We start from the raw sequence: 20,569 nt of genomic DNA, 5'->3' as shown, positions 1-20,569 counted from the left end.
TCACGTCACACGGTTTGCCCGGTGCGCTGGACGTGCGGTGATAACGAGGGTGCCCTCCTCGATCTGGTAGTCGAGCGGCAGACCCAGGCCGCGCATCGCGGCGACCATCCCGGTGTTGGACGCCTTGGTGACCGCGTACACACTGTCGCAGCCCGCCTCCGCCGCGAGCGCCACCAGGCGGTTGAGCAGCTCGGTACCGATCCCGCGGCGCTGCCAGTCGTCCTCGACGAGCAGCGCGACCTCGGTCTCGTCGCCGTCCCACAGCAGATGGCCCAGCGCGACCAGTCGGCCGGAGGCGGTCTGTACGGCCAGTGTGCGGCCAAAGCGCGGGCTGAGCAGGTGCTTGAGATAGCGGTCGACGTCCCCCGCGGGGCCGTGATACCGCATGCTCAGAGTGGACTTGGAGCAGCGCTCGTGCATCGCCTTGGCCGCCTCGAGGTCCGTGGTGTCGGCCCGGCGTACGGTGATGGCGTTGCCCTCAGGCAGTGTCAGGACGTCCTGGCTGCGCGGGATGCGCGGCCCGAGCCGGGCGTCCAGCTCCACCAGCGCGCGGGCCCGGGCGAACTCGGTGGGCGTGAAGGGGAGGTACGGCCGCTCCACGGTGATCGCCCCGCCCGCGGGGTCGCGCAGCCGCATCAGCGTTCCTTCGAGCGCCCCCTCGACGGGAGCCCGCTCGGCCGTGGCGCGCGGACCGGTCGGTGAACTGGCGGGCAGCGACCTGATGGTGCAGCGGCCGAGCAACTGGCGCAGGGCCAGCGGGAGTTCGGCCGCGTCCAGGGCGGTACGGGTGGCGAGGTCGAGCACCCGCGTCGGTGCGTCGACCAGATCGTGCGCGTCCGCCCGCTCGGTCCAGGTACCGGTGCCGCCCGCGCGGGCCACTGACCGGGTCAGCTCGTCGGCGGAGAGCTCTTCGGGGGCGCGGAGCAGAAACTCGTCGACCGTGCCCTCGGTCAGCGGATGGGTCTGCAGGCTCAGGATATCGACCTGGGCCTTGGCCAGTACGGTGCACAGGGCGGCCAGCGAACCAGGCTGGTCGCGCACCGTGGTACGCATCCGCCACAGCGTGGTCGCCCGCGCGGCGGTGAGCGGGGCGGGCGTGGGCGTGGGCGTGGGCGTCGTACCGGTACCGGTGCCCGGACCGCTCACGTCGGTCCCCGCGGCGAGCGGGGTGCCGGTATCCCCGCTCGGCGGGGCATGGCCATGGCGCCGTGCCCACCAGGTGTGGAACCCGGCCGTGGCGATCAGCACCACGGCCGAGACCACCAGCAGGACAGGCCCGTCGGGCCCGCTGACCACGGTCTTGGCGAGGGTGTCCGCGACCACGACGGCCGTGAACAGGGCGGCGAGTTCGATGGTGTCCCGGCGCCAGTGGTGCTGCTGGCGCCGGACCCGCTTCGCTGTTGTCGCATCAGTCATACCGAGCACCCTGCCGGAGCGGTGTTGCGTGATCACGAACGCTTTGTGACCGCACGGTTAAGCCAGCTTCTGACCCTTTTGCCGATTTTGTTGATTCCGCTACGACGTGATCACCGGCGACTACTGGCCCACCCGGCCCGGCTGAAGCACCTTGGTGAACAGCACCGCGTCACCCTCCTCGCGCAGCCGCACCGTCAACTCCCCACTGCCGCCGCAGATCTCGACCTCACCGAAGAGCTGCGGCGCTTCGGCGGGCGAGACGTTGGCCCGCGTCGGCGCCTTCAGGAAGGGCCGCTCTGGACCGAAGGTGCCGTCCAGGCGTACGGCGGGGAAGCCTCCCGCCGCCAGCGGCCCGGTCACGAACTCCCAGAACGGCGCGAAGTCCCCGAACGCGGCCCGCGACGGGTCGTAGTGCTGCGCGGACGTGTGGTGCACATCAGCGGTGAGCCATACGGTGCCGGTGATCCGCCGGTGCTTGATGTGCCGCAGTACGTCGGCGATCTGCAGCTCACGGCCGAGCGGGCGGCCCGGGTCGCCCTGGGCGACCGCCTCGATGTTCTCCGGGCCGTCGGCGACGACCAGACCGATCGGCATGTCGGACGCGATCACCTTCCACACGGCACGCGAACGCGACAGTTCCCGCTTCAGCCAGGCCGCCTGCTCCTCGCCGAGCACGCCGGTCGGGTCATCGGTGCCCAGGCCGGGCGAGTTGGCGTTGCGGTACGTACGCATGTCGAGCACGAACACGTCGAGCAGCGGCCCCTGCCGCAGCACGCGGTACACCCGCCCATCGCGCCCGCGCCCGTGTCCCGAACCGGAACCAGAACCAGAACCCAGTGTGGAGATCGGGAAGTACTCGCCGAACGCCCGCCGCGCCCGGGCCGCGAGCACATCCACGCGCCGCTCCGTGTAGCGGGCGTCGTCCAGGACCTCCCCGGGGTACCAGTTGTTGACCACCTCGTGGTCGTCCCACTGGACGATGCTCGGCACCTGCGCGTTGAACTCCCGCAGGTTGGTGTCGAGCAGGTTGTACCGGAAGTTCCCCCGGAACTCCGCGAGGGTCTCGGCGACCTTCGACTTCTCCTCTGTGGTGATGTTCCGCCACACCCGCCCGTCCGGCAGCCTGACGCTCGACGGGATCGGCCCGTCCGCGTAGACCGTGTCGCCACTGCACAGGAAGAAGTCCGGGTCCAGACGGCGCATCTCGTCGAAGACCCGGTATCCGCCGAGGTCGGGGTTGATGCCCCAGCCCTGCCCGGCGATGTCACCCGACCACACGAACCGCACGCCGTCCCCCCGCCTGACCGGAGCCGTACGGAAGGTGCCGGGCACCGGCTCGCCGGTGCGCCGCGGGTCGTCCGGGTCGGCGAGCAGCACCCGGTAGTGGATCTGCTGGCCGGGCGGGAGCCCGCGCAGCCGGGTGGTGCCGGTGAAGTCCGTGCCGGGGCCGAGCAGCGGCCCGCGCCATCGGGTCGTCCGCTTGAACGACTCGGTGGCGGAGGTCTCCACGACCATCCGGGCCATCCGGTCGGAGCGTACCCACACCAGGCCGGAGTGCGCGCTCACGTCACCGGTCTGCACCCCCCAGTCGGCCCGCGGCCGCCCGGAGCGGGCGAACGCGGGCGCCGCGGAGCCGAGCGCGGGCAACCCCAGGGCGGCGGCGGACGCGGCGAGCGAGCCCCGTAGGACGGAGCGGCGGCCAGGGGCCGGGATCGGGTGACCTGATGACATCGATGCGCCTCCAGTGACGGGTCCGACGGACGCGAAGGGTGTGCGGTGCCACATCTAGCGGGGCGCCGGGGCCCGCGCGCGAACCCCAAGTGAACAACTGACCCTGGCGGCGGGGGAACAGGCGCGCGGCTGCTTCCGTTCGGTTCGTTCGGTTCGTTCGGTTCGGCCCAGCGCCTTAGGTCCCAAGGCCCAGGCACCGGGTGCGCTGGACCGATACCGCAAGATCACTCAACGCCTACGGTTGAGTCACGCGCCCCCGCGTACCTCACCCACGGGAGGACCCGCCATGCCCGCCAACGGCCAGAGCCACATCCGTATCGCCCGCCCGTCCCGCGACCTCGCGGCGGCGGAACGCTTCTTCGCCCAGGGCCTCGGACTCAGCGTCCTCTATCGCGCCGAAGGCGGCGCCGTGCCCGGCGAACACGACCTGCTGATGCTCGGCTGGCCAGCTGCCTCCTGGCACCTCGAACTCGTCAACGAACCAGCCGCACCCGTCCAGCCACGCCCCACCGACGAAGACCTCCTGGTCATCTACCTCGACGGACCGGTCCCCGACGACCTGGTGGCCCGTCTGGAGAAGCACGGCGGCACCCGCGTCCCCTCGCCCAACCCGTACTGGAACGAGTGGGGCGTCACCGTCGAGGACCCGGACGGCTACCGCTTGGTGCTCTGCACCCGCGCGTGGTCCAGCTCCTAAGGACCCGCCTTCGTGGCCCGCGCCAGCAGTCGCACCCCGTCGGCGATCCGTGCGGGCGCCAGCTGCGCGTACCCGATCACGAGACGTATCGCCCCGTCGTCCGGCAACGCCGAGGTGTAGCCGCTCAGCGGGCGCAGTGCGACACCGGCTTCGGCGGCCCGGGCCAGGAACGCGTCCTGGGGGCCGTACCGCGCGGGAATGCGGGCGATGATGTGCAGCCCGGCGGCGATACCGGTCACCTCCGTGCCGGGAAAGTGCTCCGCGAGAGCCGAGACGAGGATGTCCCGGCGCTCCCGGTAAGCGCGCTGACAGCGGCGCAACTGCCGGTCATAGCCACCGCCTTCGATGAAGTGCGCCAGCAGTTCCTGGTCGAGGACCGGGTTGCCGAGGTCCATCACGCGCTTGTGGGCGACGATATCCTCGGCGAGTGCGTCAGGTACGAGCAGCCAGCCGAGCCGCAGTCCAGGAGCCAGGGACTTGCTGACCGAGCCCGTGTACGCGACGCGCTCCGGGTCGAGACCTTGAAGCGCGCCCACCGGAGCACGGTCATACCGGAAGTCGCCGTCGTAGTCGTCCTCCACGACCAGGCCGTCCACCGCCCGTGCCCAGTCCAGGAGTTCGGCGCGGCGGCGCGCGGAGTACGCGATGCCGGACGGGAACTGGTGGGACGGTGTGCTGATCACCGTACGCACCTCCCGGAGCGCGCGCAGCGGCTCCAGGGCGAGGCCCTCCTCGTCCAGCGGCAGCCGTACGGTGGCGATCTGAGCCGTGGCGAGCTGCTGCGCGTGCTCCGGGCTGCCCGGGTCCTCGGCGCCCAGTGTGCGCTCCCCGCGCGCGTACAGCACCTGGCCGAGCAGGGAGATCGCCTGCGCGACGCCCGAGCAGACGATGACCCGCTCCGGGTCCGCGACCACGCCCCGGCGCCGGGTCAGCAGCTCCGCCAGCGCGGTACGCAGCCGGGGCAGCCCGCGCGGATCGGGGTAGCCGAGCCCGTGGTGCGGCAGTTCGGCGAGCACCGCGCGCTGGGCCGCAGCCCACGCGGAACGCGGGAACAGTGACAGGTCGGGGCTTCCCGGCAGGAAGTCCACGCGCGCGTGGAGCGCGCCGGGTGCCAGGTCGCGGGCCCTGGGCGCCGGGGCCCGGGCGGCGCCGCCCACCCAGGTCCCCGAACCCCGGTCGGCCCGCAGATAGCCCTCCGCGGTCAGTTGCTCGTACGCCTCGGTGACCAGACCGCGGGACACCCCCAGATCCGCGGCCAGTTCACGGCTGGACGGCAGCCGCGTTCCCGGCGCGAGCCGCGCCGACCTGACCGCCTCCCGCAACGCCGACTGGAGCGTGCGGCCACGCGCCCGGGCGGGCGCGGTCGCGGCGGGCAGCAGCAACTCCCAGGCCGCGGCCCAGGCCTGAGCGCCGTCCTCCGGTACGGACACCGGAACCCCCTCGTCGATGCGTCGGGTGCGGATGCGTCGGGTGCCTAGCGCGGCGGGCGAAAGTGGTCCCCGAACAGCCCACCCAAGTGGACCTTAAACCGTGCCACAGCGCCTCCTAGCGTCAGGCCCATGAACGCCAACTCCACCCGAGGAGCCCTGCTCGCCGCCCTGGCCTGCTGCCTGGTCGGCGGTTCCTTCACCGCCAACAGTCTGCTCGGCGCGTACCCGTACGCGGGCGGCCAGTTTTTGCGCTACGGCCTCGCCTTCCTGCTGCTCCTGCCCCTCGTCGGCACCGGCGGCATGGCGCCCCTGCGCCGACTGACCCGCGCCCAATGGGGCCGCCTCGCGCTGCTCGCCGCCGTGGGCATGGTCGGGTTCAACCTGGCGATCCTGGCCGCCGAGCGGACCGCGGAGCCCGCCGTACCCGGCGTCTTCGTCGGCTGCGCCCCGGTCGTGGTGGCCGTCCTGGTCCCCACGCTCGCGGGGAGGAAGCCCAACCGGATCGTCCTGTACGGCGCGCTGCTCGTGGCCGCAGGCGCCGTCATCGTCCAGGGATGGGGCCGTACCGACACCGCGGGCATCGTCTTCTCGGTGCTGGCTCTCGTCGGCGAGGTCGGCTTCGCGGTCCTCGCGGTGCCGGTTCTGCGGCCGCTGGGACCCAAGCTGCTGTCCGCCACGGTATGCGGCGTCGCCGCGCTGGAGTCCGCCCTGATCGGCCTGGTGGCGGACGGCTCCGGCTGGCTGCGGACGCCAACGGGCACCGAGGCGGCGGCCCTGCTCTGGCAGGCGGTGGTCGTCACGGTCGTTGGATTCGTCTGCTGGTACGCCGCCATGCAACGGATCGGCGCCGAACGCGCGACGCTCTTCTCCGGCCTGATCCCCGTCGCCGCGGCCTGCACGGCACCGCTGGTCGGTACGGGGACCTACGGGGCCGCCCAGGCGGCGGGCAGCGCTCTGGTGGGGATCGGAGTCGCGCTGGGGTCCGGGGTGTTCGCCAAGCCGACGGACAGGCGCTCAGCGGCTGACGCGTACTCGGCGGCTGACGGGTGCTCAGCGACTGGTGTCGAGGATGACGCGGGCCACCCGGGCCGGGTCGTCGTGCATCGGCACATGGCCAGACCCCGGCAGCCGCACCAGCCGCGCACCGGGGATGGTGTGCTTGGCCCGGATGCCCTGACGGCGGAGCAGCAGCCGGTCCCGGGTGCCCCAGGCGACGGTCACCGGGATGTCGGAGATGTCATGCGCGTAGCGGACGTCCCGCCCGGCGATGAGCGTCTGGTGGAAACCCGTGGCCTGGCGCAGCGCCAGGGTCTCGGCGACGACGGCCTCGGGCGAACGCCGCCCGGGCCGGGCGTAGATGGTGCTGGTGAGCGCCGCCCGCCCGGCCGCTGACCGGGACAGCCGCTCGATCGCGGGCAGCGGCAGCCGCCGCGCACCCTGCCGCATCGCCCAGAGCACCCCGAACGCGTACCGCTGCTCGCTCTTGGACCAGAAGCCCGCCGGGGAGAGCGCGGTCACCGAGCGTGCCAGCTTCTCCCGGCCCAGCTCCAGAGCGAGCAGTCCGCCCAGCGAGTTCCCGGCCACATGCGGGCGCTCGAGCCCGAGTTCCTCGCACAGCGCCGCCAGAGTGCGCACGCTCGACGGCAGTCCGTACGGGACCCCGTCGGGCAGCGGAGACGACGCGCCGAATCCGGGCAGGTCCACGGCGATGACGTCGCGCTCGGCGGCCAGAATCCCGATCACCGGGTTCCAGGCCTGCCAGTGGTGCCCGATGCCGTGCAGCAGGAGCAGCGGCTCGCCCGAGCCCTCGCGGTGGTAGGCCACCCGCACGCTCCGTGGGCCGCTGGGGGTGTCGACGCTGACGGAGACGGTGGCGGACATGCTGCTCCTCGTGGTGGGCAACGCGGCTGCGGACAACTGCTGTAGACAGCTTGTCAGCAACGATTACCGTTCGGTAGGCCCTGGTTCAATGGTGGGGTGGCAACCCATTCCGCGACAGACGTCTTCGAAACACACCGGTCCGTCCTGACCGGCGTCGCCTACCGCATGCTCGGCCGTGTCAGCGACGCGGAGGACATCGTGCAGGAGGCCTGGCTGCGCTGGTCGGCCGCCGACCGCGCGCAGGTCAGGGAGGAGCGCGCCTACCTGGTGCGGATCACCACCCGGCTGGCGATCGACCGGCTCCGCCAGCTGCGGTCACGGCGCGAGGCGTACGTGGGGCCCTGGCTTCCCGAACCCCTGGTGACGGACTTCGGGCCCACGGTGCCCGACACCGCGGAGCGGGCCGTCCTGGCGGACTCCGTATCGCTCGCCGTCCTGGTCGTCCTGGAGTCGCTGTCACCGCTGGAACGCGCGGTGTTCGTCCTCCGCGAGGCCTTCGGCTTCCCGTTCTCCGAGATCGCCGCGACGCTGGAGCGCAGCGAAGCGGCCGTACGCCAGCTCGCCGGGCGGGCCCGTAAGCATGTCGAGGAGCGCAAGCCGCGGTACGACGTGGACCCGGACCAGTGCCGCGCCCTGACCGAACGCTTCCTCGCCGCGGCCGCGGGCGGCGACCTCGGCGAGCTGATGTCCCTGCTCGCGCCCGACGTACGGCTCGTCGGGGACAGCGGCGGCAAGGCCAAGGCGCCCCTGCGCGTCATCGAGACGGCCGACAAGGTGGGCCGCTTCCTGCACGGCGTCACCCGAAAGCCGATCATCGAGGCGGAGTTCCGCTTCGTCGAGATCAACGGCGGCCCCGCCCTGCTGGTGCTCTCCCAGGGCAAGCCCGACTCCGTGTTCCAGGTGGAGGTCGCCGACGGGCTCATCCAGTGCGTCTACATCGTCCGCAACCCGGACAAGCTTGCCGCGTTCGCCGCGTAACGGACGTCCGATTGGTCTTGACCAAGGGGGGTGGGAGCTCTATGGTCGCTGAGATAGTGAGGAACCTTTAATAAACAAGGGCATGTAAACGCCCGGGGGACCTGCGGACCGCGGAGGAACAGGGTGGGGACCACGCAGCTCGAAACGGTGCCGGAGCCGAAGTACCGGCACCTGAAGACCGTGATCAGTGAGGCGCTCGACTCTGAGTTCGCCGTGGGCGAGATCCTGCCCAACGAACGCGACCTCGCGGCCCGCTTCGGCGTCGCCCGGGCCACGCTCCGCCAGGCGCTGGAGCAGCTGGAGCTTGAGGGGCGCCTCCAGCGCCGCCGGGGCGTCGGCACCACCGTCGCCCCGCCGCGGATGGGCGTGTCCGTGGGCTCCGCCGCGCACCGCTGGCCGGGCGCGGCCGACGCCGCCTGGGAGCTCGCCGACGGCGTGCGGGAGGTTCCGCCCGCGTCCGTGGCCCGGCTGCTGGACGCCGCTCAGGACGAGCCCGTGCACGTAGTGCGCCGCCTGCGGGTCAGCGAAGGACAGCCCGTCGCCGCCGAGTTGCTGTACGTGCCCGCCGCTTCGGTGCCGCGCCTCGCCGCCGCCGACGCGCCCTCCGGCATCGCCCGCGCCCAAGCCGTGCTGCGTGAACTGCAGGGCCTGAGCCTCGAGGGCGAGGACCGCGCTGTGGAACTGGGCTCGGCCCGCTCCGACGACGCCAAGCAGCTCGACCGGCTGCCCGGCGCCCCCGTACTGATCGTCACCACCCGGTACTTCGTCGCGGGCCGTACCGCCGCGGTCTCCGTCGCCACCTACCGCGCTGACACCTGCCGCCTCACGTTCGGCGACAGCGGCGCCGTCGAAGTCCTGCACAGCCAGGAGCACAGCACCGTCTGAGGGTGACACCGACCGTCAGAGCGTCAAACCCACGGCCCGCCGCACACCGCTCAGCGGCGGGCCGTCACCGTGCTCTCCACCGCGAACAACTGCTCCTCGACATGGTCCAGGGCAAGCCGCAGCGCCCCCGTCGACACCGCCGCCTCACCCAGTACGGACAGCGCGACCCGTGGCGGACGCAGACAGTAGCGCGCCAACTCACGGCGCAGCGGATCCAGTACGCCGTCCAGGCCCGCCGCCCAGCCGCCGATCACCACCAGCTCCGGGTCAAGCGCCAGCACCAGCGCGGCCACATCGTGCACCAGCCGCTGGATGAACCGCTCGACGGCGGCCGCGGCCCGGGCATCGCCCTGGCGCGCGAGCGCGAAGACCTCGGTCACCGCCTGCTCGTCCAAGGGGTGCAGCGGCTCGTCGGTGGTCGAGAGCAACGACTCGGGGGTGACCTCGCGGCCCAGCAGGTGCAGCGCGCCGATCTCGCCAGCGGCGCCGCCGTACCCGCGGTGCAGCCGTCCCCCGATCAGCGCCCCGGCCCCGGGACTGAGCCCGGCCAGGACGAACACCACGTCATCGGATTCGGTCGCCGCGCCCTTCCAGTGCTCCGCGACGGCGGCGGCGTTGGCGTCGTTCTCCACCAGCACCGGGCACTTGAACGACCGCCGCAGCCGTTCGCCCAGCGCGAGCCCCGTCCAGCCCGGCAGGGCCGTACTGAGACGCACCGTCCCGTCGGTCTCCACGATGCCCGGCGTGCCCACGCCCACGGCCCGCAGGGAACCGCGCGCCGTACCGGCCCGCCGCAGCACGTCGGCGACCGCCGTACGCAGCCGGTCGAGCCGTTCCTCCGCGGGCGCGGCTTCGTCGACGTCCTTCTGACCGGTGCCGATCACACGGCCGTCGAGGTCGGACAGCACGGCGGCGACCCGGTGCGGCCCCACCTCAAGGCCCAGCAGATGCCCCGCCTCGGCCCGGAACCGGAACCGGCGCGCCGGACGCCCCTGGCGACGCGTCGCCCCCTCGTCGGCGGCGGCCTCCACCACAAGCCCGGCCTCGATCAGCCCTTCGACGACGCCCTCGACGGTGGGCCGCGACAGCCCCGTGACCCGGGTGACCTCGGTCAGGGTCGCCGAATCCGTGCCGCGCAGCGCGTGCAACACCACCGCGGAGTTGATCCGCCGCAGCAGAGACGGGTCCCCGCCGGTCAGCCGCCCCACCGTAGATCCTCCCAGCTCGCCCGAGTGATGGGCGGATCGTACTCGCAGCGTCGAACACGCGGCGAGGGCGGCCCACCCACCGACCCACAGACGAGCTACCGCCGGTCTACCGGCGGCTCGCTCAGAGGATCGCGCCCGGCGCGTACCCCGCGGCCTGAGGATGCCGCTTCACGATCTCCTCGATACGGGACACCACGGCCGCGACCTGATCGCCCGCCGCGCCCGTGAAGGACAGTTTGTCGGCCATCAGCGCGTCCAGCTCGGCCCGGTCCAGCGGAATCCGCTCGTCCGCGGCCAGCTTGTCCAGCAGTTCGTTGCGCTCGGCGCCCTGCTCGCGCATGGCCAGCGCGGAAGCCACCGCGTTCTCCTTGATGGCCTCGTGCGCCAGTTCGCGGCCCACACCGCCGCGCACCGCGCCCATCAGCACCTTGGTGGTGGCCAGGAACGGCAGATAGCGGTCCAGCTCACGGGCGACCACGGCCGGGAACGCCCCGAACTCGTCCAGCACCGTCAGGAACGTCTCCAGCAGGCCGTCCAGCGCGAAGAACGCGTCAGGCAGCGCGACCCGACGCACCACAGAGCAGGACACATCGCCTTCGTTCCACTGGTCGCCCGCCAGCTCACCGGTCATCGACGCGTAGCCGCGCAGGATGACCATCAGGCCGTTGACCCGCTCACAGGAACGGGTGTTCATCTTGTGCGGCATGGCGGAGGAACCCACCTGGCCGGGCTTGAAGCCCTCGGTCACCAGCTCGTGCCCGGCCATCAGCCGGATCGTCTTGGCGACCGACGACGGCGCGGCGGCCAGCTGCACCAGCGCGGTGACGACCTCGTAGTCCAACGAGCGAGGATAGACCTGCCCCACCGAGGTGAACGCCCGCGCGAAGCCGAGGTGAGCGGCGATCCGCTCCTCAAGCCCGGCCAGCTTCCCGGCGTCCCCGCCCAGCAGATCCAGCATGTCCTGGGCCGTACCCACCGGACCCTTGATGCCCCGCAGCGGATACCGCTCCAGCAGCTCTTCCACGCGCCCGTACGCCACCAGCAGCTCATCCGCCGCCGTCGCGAACCGCTTGCCGAGCGTAGTGGCCTGCGCCGCCACATTGTGCGAGCGGCCCGCCATCACCAGCTCGCCGTACTCACCCGCCAGCTTCCCGAGCCGGGCCAGCACCGCCACCGTACGGTCGCGCATCAGCTCAAGAGAGCGGCGGACCTGGAGCTGCTCGACGTTCTCGGTGAGGTCACGGGACGTCATGCCCTTGTGTACGTGCTCGTGCCCGGCGAGGGCGTTGAACTCCTCGATGCGGGCCTTCACATCGTGCCGGGTCACCTTCTCGCGCTCGGCGATCGACGCCAGGTCGACGGTGTCGAGCACGCGCGCGTAGTCGTCCAGCGCGGCGTCCGGCACCTCGATCCCGAGGTCCTTCTGCGCGCGCAGCACGGCGAGCCAGAGCTGACGCTCCAGCTTCACCTTCTGCTCGGGGGACCAGAGGGCGGCGAGCTCCGCGGAGGCGTAGCGGCCGGCCAGAACATTGGGGATACGAGGCTTCGCAGACACAGCAGTCACAGTCGGGCATTCTACTGGCGGTTTGTGCAGGCCAGCGCCGAGGGCCTGCTCGTAGGTTGCTACGAAGGCCGACGCGAAGGCCGCCGCGCGGGTGCTACGGCCGGGCCGGGTCCCACGGGAGCAGCTCCGGCCGCTTGGGCGGGAGCCCGTCGCCGGAGGACCGGCCTGTGAGGCGGCGGCCGATCCACGGACCCAGGTGTTCCCGGGCGAACCGCGCGTCCGCCCTGCGCCGGGTCAGCCAGCCCGGCGGGACGGCGGGCGGCAGGGGCGAGCGCCAGTCGTCCTCGGGCTCGTAGCCGAGGGTCTGCCAGACAGCCTCGGCGACTCTGCCGTGCCCCTCGCGCGTCAGGTGCAGCCGGTCGACGTCCCACATCCGCTGGTCACCGAGCACATCGGCCCCGTACAGGTCGACCACCAGCGCGTCGTGCCGGGCGGCGAGTGTGTCGATATGCGCGAACAGCTCCTCCATCCGCGGCCGGAAACGCGCCAGCACCGGCCCCTGCCGACCGGGGCTGCGCATCAGGACCAGCCGCTGACACGACGGTGCCAGCCGCACCACCGCCTCCTCAAGCAGGTCCTTCACCTGCCCCATGTCGCACTTGGGGCGCAGCGTGTCGTTGAGACCGCCCACCAGGGTCACGACGTCGGGACGCATCGCCACGGCGGCGTCGACCTGCTCGTCGACGATCTGCGCGATCAGCTTGCCGCGTACGGCGAGGTTCGCGTACCGGAACCCGGGCTCACGAGCCGCCATCCGACCGGCCAGGACATCGGCCCAGCCGCGGTAGGAACCGTCGGGCAGCCGGTCGGACATGCCCTCGGTGAACGAGTCGCCGATCGCGACGAGACTGGTGTGCGTGGCATTCATCTCCATGGCGGGAGCGATGCTATCCGGCGGCGCGGACGACGGCACGGCGCGGGCTGGTCCACGCCGGAGCGGTCCGCCGGGCGCGGTCGCCGCACTCGCTGATCTCGGAGGGGCCCGGCCATCGCGGAGTGACGTAGCGTGTGCGCATGTCCGTCATCGCCATGATCGCCGTCGCCGCGCTCGGCCTGCTGCACCTCTACATCCTGGTCCTGGAGATGTTCCTGTGGACCACCCCGCGGGCCCGGGCCGCCTTCGGCACGACGGAGGAGTTCGCGGCCTCCACCAAGGCGCTCGCCGCCAACCAGGGCCTGTACAACGGCTTCCTGGCGGCCGGGCTCCTGTGGGGCGCCTTCGCCGCTGATCCGGTCGGCTTCCAGGTGCGGATCTTCTTCCTGGTCTGCGTCGCCGTCGCCGGGCTGTACGGCGCCGCGACGGCGTCCCGCAAGATCCTCTTCGTGCAGACCGTCCCGGCCCTGGCCGCGCTGGTGCTGGTCCTGCTGGCCCACTGAGACTGTCCGGACCGGTCGGAGGGGTCGGAGGGGGCAGATCGGCACTAGGCCGACTGTCCGAACAGCTCTCGCAGTACGTCCTCCATGGTGACCATGCCCGACAGGCGGCCGTCCTCGCCGATCACGGCCGCCACATGGGTACGGCTGCGGCGCATCGCCGTGAGGACGTCGTCCAGCGGAGTGGATTCCCGGACCCGGGCGATCTGCCGCATGTCCGGCACCTGGAACGGCAGGTCCCGCGGCATCGCGTCCAGCGCGTCCTTGACGTGCAGATAGCCGACGATCCGCAGGCCCGAGTCGACGACCGGGAACCGGGAGAAGCCGGACTCGGACGAGAGCCGCTCCAGCTGCTCCGGGGTCACCCCCACCCGCGCGTACACCACCCGTTCCAGCGGCAGCACCACATCGGCGACCGGACGGCGGCCCAGCTCCAGCGCGTCGTGCAGCCGCTCCTGGGCCCGGCCGTCGATCAGCCCCGCCTCGCCGGAGTCCCGGACCATCCGGGCCAGCTCGTCGTCCGAGAACGTCGCGGCCACCTCCGACCTGGTCTCGACGCGCAGCAGCTTCAGCAACGCGTTGGCGAAGGCGTTGATGGCGAAGATCACCGGGCGCAGCGCCCGGGTCAGCGCCACCAGCGGCGGGCCGAGCAGCAGCGCGGTGCGGACCGGCTCCGCGAGCGCGATGTTCTTCGGGATCATCTCGCCGGTCAGCATGTGCAGATACGTCGCCAGGGTCAGCGCGATCACGAACGCGACCGGGTGGACCAGGCCGTGCGGCACCCCGACCCCGTCGAACACCGGCTCCAGCAGATGCGCGATCGCGGGCTCCGCGACCGCGCCCAGGACCAGGGTGGTCAGCGTGATGCCGAGCTGCGCCGCGGCCATGACCTGTGCCACATGCTGCAGACCCCACATCACCCGGCGGGCCCGTTTGTCGCCCTGGTCGGCGCGCGGCTCGATCTGGCTGCGGCGCACCGAGATCAGCGAGAACTCGGCGCCGACGAAGAACGCGTTGATGGCGATCATCGCGACACCGGTCAGCAGCTGGATGACGATCATCGCGTCCCCTCCGTGGTCTCCTGGCCAGCGTCGGTGGCCGGGGCGTGCAGCAGCAGCCGGGCCGCGCGGTGCCCGGTCGCGTCCACCACGTCCAGCTGCCAGCCCACGACCTCGACCGTGTCGCCGACGGCCGGGATACGGCCGAGCCGGGTGGCGACCAGACCGGCGAGGGTCTCGTACGGGCCGTCCGGCGGGCGTAGCGCGATCGTCGCGAGCTGGTCGATACGGGCGGCGCCGTAGGCGGAGTACACCTTGCGGCCTGCGGCGTCGTGTCCGGCCGGGGCCAGGTCGGGGGTCTCCAGCGGGTCGTGCTCGTCCCGTACCTCGCCGACGACCTCCTCGACGATGTCCTCCAGCGTGGCGACACCAGCCGTACCGCCGTACTCGTCGATCACGACGGCCATCGTGCGCTTGGCCGACAGCCGGTCGAGCAGCCGGTCGACAGTGAGTGACTCCGGCACCAGCAGGGCCTCACGCAGCAGCTCGGAGACCGGGTAGCGTGCCCGGTGCTCAGCGGGAACCTCCAGGACGTCCTTGATGTGTGCCACCCCGACGACCGAGTCCAGGCTGGAGCGGTAGACGGGGAAGCGGGACAGCCCCGTCGCCCGGGTCGCGGACGCCACGTCCTCCGCCGTCGCCCGGACGTCGAGGGCGATGACCTGGACGCGGGGGGTCATCACGTTCTCGGCGGTGAGGTCGGCGAGGTTCAGGGTGCGGACGAACAGTTCCGCGGTGTCCGCCTCCAGCGCTCCCTCCTTCGCCGAGTGGCGCGCCAGGGCCACCAGCTCCTGCGGCCCGCGGGCCGACACCAGCTCCTCGGTGGGCTCCATGCCGAGGCGGCGCACCGTGCGGTTCGCGGTGTTGTTGAGGTGGGTGATCAGCGGGCGGAACGCGGCGCTGAACCAGCGCTGCGGGGTGGCCACCCGTTTGGCGACGGCCAGCGGCGAGGAGATCGCCCAGTTCTTGGGTACCAGCTCCCCGACGACCATCAGGAAGACCGTCGACAGCCCCGTACCGAGGGACAGCGCGATGGACGGAACGGCCGCGACCGGGACGCCCGCGCTCCTCAGCGGACTCGCGATCAGCCGGGCGATCGAGGGCTCGGCGAGCATTCCGATGATCAGATTCGTGACCGTGATCCCGAGCTGGGCGCCGGAGAGCTGGAACGTCAGGGTACGCACGGCCTTGAGCGCACTGGCCGCACCGCGCTCCTCGCGCTCGATAGCGCCTTCGAGCTCGCTGCGCTCCACGGTGGTCAACGAGAACTCCGCCGCGACGAAGGCGCCACACGCGAAGCAGAGCAGTACGGCTACGGCGAGCAGAAGTACTTCCGTCATCGGTCACCTCCGTCCCATGATCGGGCACTGTGGCGGTGACGGCGCGATATCGGGTACCAGGAGGCTCGCCCAGGGACGGACGCTCACACCGTTCCGGAGATCACGGGAGTGACCCCATGGTAAGTGAGCGGTAGCGGGCCCAGCTCAGCTGGTAACCGGCCTCAGCCCGCAGGCGCCCTCATCCGGTAAGCGGCTTCACCCACCGCCGCCAGTGGTCTTCCCGCCGATAGCCACCCGCACCCCAGGCGCGCTGGGCCCGCTCATTGGCCTCCAGAACCATCGCGTCAGCCCGCCGCCCGCCCAACGCCACGAAGCGCCGCTCCGCCGCCTCCATCAGAGCGCTGCCGACACCCTGCCGCCGCCACTGTGGATGCACCGCCAGCCGATAGGCGGAGCAGCGCCACCCGTCGAACCCCGCTATCACCGTCCCGACGAGGAGCCCGTCGCGCTCCGCGAGCAGGAGCGCCTCGGGGTCCGTCCTGACGAGCCGCGCCACTCCGTCGTAGTCATCACTGATGCTCGTACCTTCGGCGGCCTCACGCCAGAACTTCAGCACGGTGTCGATGTCCGCGAGGGTTCCGCGACGAACAAGAAGATCACTCATACCCCGACCCAAGCAGAGCCCGGACCGGCCTGGCGAGCGAGATTCGGCTACTCGTTTTTCTTCCAGGGGCCGACGCCGAGCTTCCCGGTCGTGCCCAGGTCGAGTTCGGGGGTCACCATCACCGGGTCGGCGCCGGGCTTCGCTCGTACGCGGACGTACGGGGCGTGTACCGGGGCCGGACCGGCTTCGGTGGTGTTGCGCCAGGTCAGGCCCGCGGAGGCGGCCTCGCCTGGCTGGAGCTCGATCGGTTGCGGCTCGCCGTCGGTGCCCGTGCCGGTGGCGATGGTGCTGCCGCCTTCGAGGATCTGTACGTCCTTGACCGGTTTGTGGTCCTCGTCGATGAGCTCGAGCCGCGGGTAGCCGTTGAGCCGCTCGGTTCGGGTGCCGCAGTTCACCAGGTGGAGGCTCACGACGCGCAGGCCCATCGCGGCATCACCTCGACCGGCGTACACGCGCAGTCCTGAGCGCGGGCAGGGCCCTCCTTCGGAGGGGGCTTCCGCGGCGGGCACGCGCCGTACCGTGAGGATCTTTACGCGTGTGGCCTGAGCGGAACGCGGGGAAGGGGAATCGCCCATGGTCAGTGTGCGCCTCAGCGTCTGACCCGGTTTGACGGACGGCACTGTCTGCTTCGGGTTCGCCAGTGCTCCTCCTGACTCTGACAGCAAGGAGAAGGTGATCGTGTAAGTGAACGGTTCGGACGCGTCGTTGGTGACCTCGAACTCGCTGTCGCGCGCGTCGTCGCCTATCGCGGTGATGCGAACCCCGTCCTTCTCCAGGTCAGCCGGGTCGCCGGGCAGAGCCGACGGACCGGGGCCGCCGGACGCTCCGGGCGTGACGGGTGGGTCGGGTGTGCCGGCGGGCTGCGTTCCGCACGCCGTGAGCAGCAGGACACCGGCAAGGGCGACCGGGAGTGCGGCGGGGAGGGTGATCGAGGAGGTGTGACGCATCCGCCTAGTTGATCAGAACGCCCTACTCATGCGCGATAGCGGCCAGGACGTTCATCCGTGAGGCCCGCAGCGCGGGCAGCAGCGCGGCCGCCAGGCCCACCACCACCGAACCGGCGACCACGATCAGGATCGTGCCCCACGGGATCTCCAGCGCCGTCATCCCTTGGAGGGCCAGGACGCGTTGGGCGGCCAGCCCCCACACCAGGCCCAGCGCGAGACCGAGCACCGCGCCGAACACCGCGATCACCACCGATTCCAGGCGGATCATGCGGCGCAACTGCCGCCGGGCCAGCCCGATCGCGCGCAGCAGCCCGATCTCCCGCGTGCGCTCCACGACCGACAACGCGAGGGTGTTCACGACACCGAGCACGGCGATCACGATGGCCAGGCCGAGCAGCGCGTACACGAGGTAGAGCAGGACGGCGATCTGTTCGCGGATCAGCTCCTTGTAGTCGGCCTGGTCGCGGACCTGCACCTGGGGGTACGGCTCCAGGGCCGTCTCCAGACTCGCCCGGAGCGTGTCGGCGCTGGTGCCGGACGCGGCGTTCACGAACAGCGCCGAGTCCTGACCGTCGGGGAGGTACTTCTCGGCCGTGCCGAAGCCGATGAACAGGTTGCCCTGGGTGCCGGGCCCGCTCGTACCCGGCTGGTCGGTGAGCGCGCCGACGGTGAGCCGGGCCTCGCGCCTCGCCGGGAACTCGACGGGCAGTACGGTGCCGATCCGCACGCCGTGGTCCTCGGCGAACTCCCGGTCCATGGCGATGTGGTCCAGGGCCAGGGCGGCCGCGGTGTCCCCGTCCGTGTACACGATCTTGGCGACGTCGTCCAACTGGTCCTCGTAGGCCCCGGCCGTCGAGGTGACCTTCTTGCCGTCCGGCAGGCTCAACTCCACGGGCGCGTACCGCTGGCGTACGACAAGACCGGCGCCCTCGGCGGCGCGGACCTGCCGGGTGACCTCCTCGGGGAACGGCAGGAAGTTGCTGTTCTGCACGATGAAGTCGGCGCCCAGGGTCCGGTCGATCTGCTCGTCGAAGGACTTCGTCATCGAGGCGCTGGCCACCCCGAGCCCGCCCACCAGCGCGAGACCCACCATCAGCGCGGCGGCGGTGGCACCCGTACGACGCGGATTACGCAGGGCGTTGCGCTGGCTCATCCGGCCGACCGAGCCGAAGACCGCGGGGAACGCGCCGCCCAGGACCCGGATCACCGGACGTACCAGGAGCGGCCCCGCGATGACGGTCGCGATCAGGGTGAGGACGATGCCGAGCCCGAGCAGCGACGCCGCGTTCCCGGTGTCCTCGCTCACCGCGCACCCGATCAGCGCCGCCGCCCCGGCCGCCCCGACGAGGACACCCACCACCGCGCGCACCTTCAGCGGCCGCCCGAAGCCGGAGACCTCCACATCGGCCAGCGCGGCCATCGGCGAGACCCGCGCGGCCCGCCGCGCCGGGAGGTACGCCGCGACAAACGTGACGCCGACCCCGACCACGTACGCGGCGACGGGAGTCGCCCACCCGATGACCATCTCGGTGGACTTCAGGTTCATCCCGAAGACGCCCATCAGCTTGATCAGCCCAAACGCCAGGCCGATCCCGGCGGCCAGGCCAAGCGTCGAGCCGACCAGCCCGAGCAGCAGCGCCTCGGTCAGTACCGAGCGGCGCACCTGACGGCGATCCGCGCCCAGCGCGCGCATCAGGCCCAGCTCACGGGTGCGCTGGGCGATCAGCATGGAGAAGGTGTTGACGATCAGGAACACGCCCACCAGACAGGCGATTCCGGCAAATCCCAGCATGACGTATTTGATGATGTCCAGGAACCCGCCCAGCTCCTCCGCCGCGGACTTGGCCACTTCGTCCGCCGTCTTCACGTCGTAGTCGGCGCCCAGTTCGGCGACGACGCTCCGCTTGAGCTCGTCATCACTCACGCCGGGGGCCGCCTCCACCCCGATGCTGGTCGCCAGCCCCGGGTCGCCCAGCAGCTTGCTCTGGGCCGTCTCGGTGTCCAGGAAGACCAGCGCGGCGCCCGGGTTGGTGGTGGTGAAGGTCGCGATGCCGACGACTTCGACCTCGAAGGAGCCTGGCCGCGCCAGGATCTTCAGGGTGTCCCCGATCGACACGTTCTTGCGGTCCGCGGTGTCCGCGTCGAGCAGCGCCTCGTCCGCGCCACGCGGGGCGCGCCCGTCGGTCAGCTCTACGGGACTGCGGTCGCTCTCGTACCAGTTGACCGCGATGGTCGGGGCGCCGGTCGTCGAGCCCACCGACTCGTTGTGCGTGTCGACGATGGTGATGTTGTCCACGCCGACGTCGACCTCGGTCTTGGCGACACCGTCCACCGTGGCCACCCGGTCAGCCAGTTCGGCGGGGACGGTCGGCGTGATCCCCGACGGGACGGCTTCGCTGATGCCTTCCTTGGGCCCGATGGACACATCGGCCGAGGTGGAAGCGAAGAGCCGGTCGAAGGTGCGGTTCACCGTGTCCGAGAAGATCAGGCTGCCCGAGACGAACGCCACGGACAGCAGCACCGCCAGCGCCGAGAGCGCCAGCCGGCCCTTGTGTGCGAAGAAGCTCCGCAACGTCGCCTTCAACACGGCGGCCTCAGCTCTCTGGGGTCTCGTGGGCCTGAGTCCGACGCGGCGCGTCCGGCAATCGGATCGTGTCGAACCGTTTCAGCCGCTCCAGCACCGCCTCAGCCGTGGGGTCCGGCATCTCGTCGACGATGCGGCCGTCCCCGAGGAACAGCACCAGGTCGGAGTGGGCCGCGGCGCCCGGGTCATGGGTGACCATCACCACCGTCTGAGCCAGCTCGTCGACGGCCTCGCGCAGAAAGCCCAGCACCTCAAGACCCGCCCGCGAGTCCAGGTTGCCGGTCGGCTCGTCGGCGAAGATCAGCTCGGGCCGTGACGCGAGCGCCCGGGCGCAGGCCACGCGCTGCTGCTGCCCGCCGGAGAGTTGCGCGGGCCGGTGCCGCAGCCGGTCCCTGAGGCCCAGGGTCTCGATGACGCGCTCCAGCCACTCGGCGTCCGGCTTGCGCCCCGCGATGTCCATCGGCAGCGTGATGTTCTCGGCCGCGGTGAGCGTCGGCAGCAGATTGAACGCCTGGAACATAAAGCCGATACGGTCCCGGCGCAGCCGCGTCAGCTCCTTGTCCCGCAGTCCGGTGATCTCGGTCGACCCCAGCCACACCTGCCCCGCGGAGACCGCGTCGAGCCCGGCCAGGCAATGCATCAGCGTGGACTTCCCCGAACCCGACGGCCCCATCACCGCGGTGAACCGGCCCCGGATGATGTCCACATCGACCGAGTCCAGGGCGAGCACGGTGGTCTCACCCGAGCCGTACGCCTTGGTCAGGCCGCGGGCCCGCGCCGCGATCTGATCGGCCTGGTCGGGGCCCGTGTCGCTGGCTGTCTTGGCTGTGGACAAGTCCGCCTCCCCAGTTCCCGCCGCACGGACGCGCGTA

At 71.6% G+C, this 20,569-nt stretch carries 17 protein-coding genes and 1 pseudogene; 5 read left to right on the top strand and 13 right to left on the bottom strand.

From position 1 onward, the window contains the following. Complete coding sequence (locus tag GCN81_RS09690; RefSeq protein WP_156723710.1) at nucleotides 1-1,416, bottom strand: GNAT family N-acetyltransferase; 1,416 nt, start codon at nucleotides 1,414-1,416, stop codon at nucleotides 1-3. Nucleotides 1,417-1,536: 120 nt separating this feature from the next. After that, nucleotides 1,537-3,147 (bottom strand): alkaline phosphatase D family protein, encoded by a 1,611-nt coding sequence (locus GCN81_RS09685; protein ID WP_156723708.1) that lies wholly within the window; start codon nucleotides 3,145-3,147, stop codon nucleotides 1,537-1,539. A 286-nt stretch (nucleotides 3,148-3,433) separates the two neighbouring features. Here GCN81_RS09685 and GCN81_RS09680 point away from each other — a divergent pair, with 286 nt between their 5' ends. Beyond that, nucleotides 3,434-3,844 carry a VOC family protein gene (locus GCN81_RS09680; RefSeq protein ID WP_156723706.1) on the top strand — a complete coding sequence of 137 codons (411 nt, stop codon included), beginning with the start codon at nucleotides 3,434-3,436 and terminating at the stop codon, nucleotides 3,842-3,844. On the opposite strand, the gene pdxR is transcribed toward GCN81_RS09680, so the two are convergent. Further along, nucleotides 3,841-5,274, bottom strand: coding sequence for a MocR-like pyridoxine biosynthesis transcription factor PdxR (gene pdxR / locus GCN81_RS09675; protein ID WP_156723705.1), 1,434 nt, complete (start codon nucleotides 5,272-5,274; stop codon nucleotides 3,841-3,843). The two genes, GCN81_RS09680 and pdxR, sit on opposite strands and share 4 nt — an antisense overlap. 129 nt (nucleotides 5,275-5,403) lie before the next feature. Between pdxR and GCN81_RS33055 the strand changes: the two are divergent. Beyond that, nucleotides 5,404-5,763, top strand: a pseudogene (locus GCN81_RS33055) (EamA family transporter); the annotation flags it as partial. 561 nt (nucleotides 5,764-6,324) lie between these two features. On the opposite strand, the gene GCN81_RS09665 reads toward GCN81_RS33055, so the two are convergent. Continuing rightward, on the bottom strand, nucleotides 6,325-7,155 hold the full coding sequence (locus tag GCN81_RS09665; RefSeq protein ID WP_156723703.1) for an alpha/beta fold hydrolase: 831 nt from the start codon (nucleotides 7,153-7,155) through the stop codon (nucleotides 6,325-6,327). Nucleotides 7,156-7,251: 96 nt separating this feature from the next. Between GCN81_RS09665 and GCN81_RS09660 the strand changes: the two genes are divergently transcribed. Together GCN81_RS09660 and GCN81_RS09655 are read left to right on the top strand one after the other, a co-directional pair. Next, nucleotides 7,252-8,133: an RNA polymerase sigma-70 factor gene (locus tag GCN81_RS09660; RefSeq protein WP_156723701.1), complete on the top strand. Its 882-nt coding sequence runs from the start codon at nucleotides 7,252-7,254 to the stop codon at nucleotides 8,131-8,133. Nucleotides 8,134-8,256: 123 nt separating this feature from the next. After that, nucleotides 8,257-9,018 (top strand): GntR family transcriptional regulator, encoded by a 762-nt coding sequence (locus GCN81_RS09655; protein WP_156723699.1) that lies wholly within the window; start codon nucleotides 8,257-8,259, stop codon nucleotides 9,016-9,018. 50 nt (nucleotides 9,019-9,068) lie between these two features. On the opposite strand, the gene GCN81_RS09650 is transcribed toward GCN81_RS09655, so the two are convergent. From GCN81_RS09650 to GCN81_RS09640, 3 genes are all read right to left on the bottom strand, one after another. Then, a complete protein-coding gene (locus GCN81_RS09650) occupies nucleotides 9,069-10,226 on the bottom strand; it encodes an ROK family transcriptional regulator (RefSeq protein ID WP_156723697.1) in 1,158 nt (385 codons plus the stop codon). 121 nt (nucleotides 10,227-10,347) lie between these two features. Further along, nucleotides 10,348-11,790 (bottom strand): adenylosuccinate lyase, encoded by a 1,443-nt coding sequence (gene purB / locus GCN81_RS09645; RefSeq protein ID WP_156723696.1) that lies wholly within the window; start codon nucleotides 11,788-11,790, stop codon nucleotides 10,348-10,350. A 94-nt stretch (nucleotides 11,791-11,884) separates the two neighbouring features. Next, nucleotides 11,885-12,664 carry an SGNH/GDSL hydrolase family protein gene (locus tag GCN81_RS09640; protein ID WP_156723694.1) on the bottom strand — a complete coding sequence of 260 codons (780 nt, stop codon included), beginning with the start codon at nucleotides 12,662-12,664 and terminating at the stop codon, nucleotides 11,885-11,887. 140 nt (nucleotides 12,665-12,804) lie between these two features. On the opposite strand from GCN81_RS09640, the gene GCN81_RS09635 reads away from it, so the two are divergent. Then, nucleotides 12,805-13,167, top strand: a complete 363-nt coding sequence (locus GCN81_RS09635) for a DUF1304 domain-containing protein (RefSeq protein ID WP_156723692.1) — start codon at nucleotides 12,805-12,807, stop codon at nucleotides 13,165-13,167. 44 nt (nucleotides 13,168-13,211) lie between these two features. Here the strand turns inward: GCN81_RS09635 and GCN81_RS09630 are convergent, their stop codons facing one another. The 6 genes from GCN81_RS09630 to GCN81_RS09605 all read right to left on the bottom strand — a co-directional run bounded on the left by GCN81_RS09630 (nucleotide 13,212) and on the right by GCN81_RS09605 (nucleotide 20,532). Continuing rightward, nucleotides 13,212-14,225: a hemolysin family protein gene (locus GCN81_RS09630; RefSeq protein WP_156723690.1), complete on the bottom strand. Its 1,014-nt coding sequence runs from the start codon at nucleotides 14,223-14,225 to the stop codon at nucleotides 13,212-13,214. Next, nucleotides 14,222-15,562, bottom strand: a complete 1,341-nt coding sequence (locus GCN81_RS09625; protein WP_156723688.1) for a hemolysin family protein — start codon at nucleotides 15,560-15,562, stop codon at nucleotides 14,222-14,224. The genes GCN81_RS09630 and GCN81_RS09625 overlap by 4 nt, the downstream gene beginning before the upstream one ends. A gap of 178 nt (nucleotides 15,563-15,740) precedes the next feature. Then, the gene (locus GCN81_RS09620; RefSeq protein ID WP_156723686.1) at nucleotides 15,741-16,166 is read right to left on the bottom strand and encodes a GNAT family N-acetyltransferase; all 426 of its coding nucleotides are present in this window, start codon (nucleotides 16,164-16,166) and stop codon (nucleotides 15,741-15,743) included. A gap of 47 nt (nucleotides 16,167-16,213) precedes the next feature. Next, complete coding sequence (locus GCN81_RS09615) at nucleotides 16,214-17,113, bottom strand: DUF4232 domain-containing protein (RefSeq protein WP_156723684.1); 900 nt, start codon at nucleotides 17,111-17,113, stop codon at nucleotides 16,214-16,216. 22 nt (nucleotides 17,114-17,135) lie between these two features. Further along, complete coding sequence (locus tag GCN81_RS09610; RefSeq protein ID WP_156723682.1) at nucleotides 17,136-19,700, bottom strand: ABC transporter permease; 2,565 nt, start codon at nucleotides 19,698-19,700, stop codon at nucleotides 17,136-17,138. Nucleotides 19,701-19,707: 7 nt separating this feature from the next. Continuing rightward, entirely contained in the window at nucleotides 19,708-20,532 is an 825-nt protein-coding gene (locus GCN81_RS09605) for an ABC transporter ATP-binding protein (protein ID WP_156723680.1), read from the bottom strand. Nucleotides 20,533-20,569 lie beyond the last annotated feature (37 nt).

Source organism: Streptomyces apocyni, from assembly GCF_009739465.1.
GTDB classification, from domain to species: Bacteria; Actinomycetota; Actinomycetes; order Streptomycetales; family Streptomycetaceae; genus Streptomyces; species Streptomyces apocyni.
This window is presented reverse-complemented; position numbering and strand designations above follow the sequence as displayed.

Coding starts and splice junctions, on each gene's coding strand:
- GCN81_RS09690 (WP_156723710.1), bottom strand. CDS start 1,416: ATGACTGATGCGACAACAGCGAAGCGGGTCCGGCGCCAGCAGCACCAC.
- GCN81_RS09685 (WP_156723708.1), bottom strand. CDS start 3,147: ATGTCATCAGGTCACCCGATCCCGGCCCCTGGCCGCCGCTCCGTCCTA.
- GCN81_RS09680 (WP_156723706.1), top strand. CDS start 3,434: ATGCCCGCCAACGGCCAGAGCCACATCCGTATCGCCCGCCCGTCCCGC.
- GCN81_RS09665 (WP_156723703.1), bottom strand. CDS start 7,155: ATGTCCGCCACCGTCTCCGTCAGCGTCGACACCCCCAGCGGCCCACGG.
- GCN81_RS09640 (WP_156723694.1), bottom strand. CDS start 12,664: ATGGAGATGAATGCCACGCACACCAGTCTCGTCGCGATCGGCGACTCG.
- GCN81_RS09635 (WP_156723692.1), top strand. CDS start 12,805: ATGTCCGTCATCGCCATGATCGCCGTCGCCGCGCTCGGCCTGCTGCAC.
- GCN81_RS09630 (WP_156723690.1), bottom strand. CDS start 14,225: ATGATCGTCATCCAGCTGCTGACCGGTGTCGCGATGATCGCCATCAAC.
- GCN81_RS09625 (WP_156723688.1), bottom strand. CDS start 15,562: ATGACGGAAGTACTTCTGCTCGCCGTAGCCGTACTGCTCTGCTTCGCG.
- GCN81_RS09620 (WP_156723686.1), bottom strand. CDS start 16,166: ATGAGTGATCTTCTTGTTCGTCGCGGAACCCTCGCGGACATCGACACC.
- GCN81_RS09615 (WP_156723684.1), bottom strand. CDS start 17,113: ATGCGTCACACCTCCTCGATCACCCTCCCCGCCGCACTCCCGGTCGCC.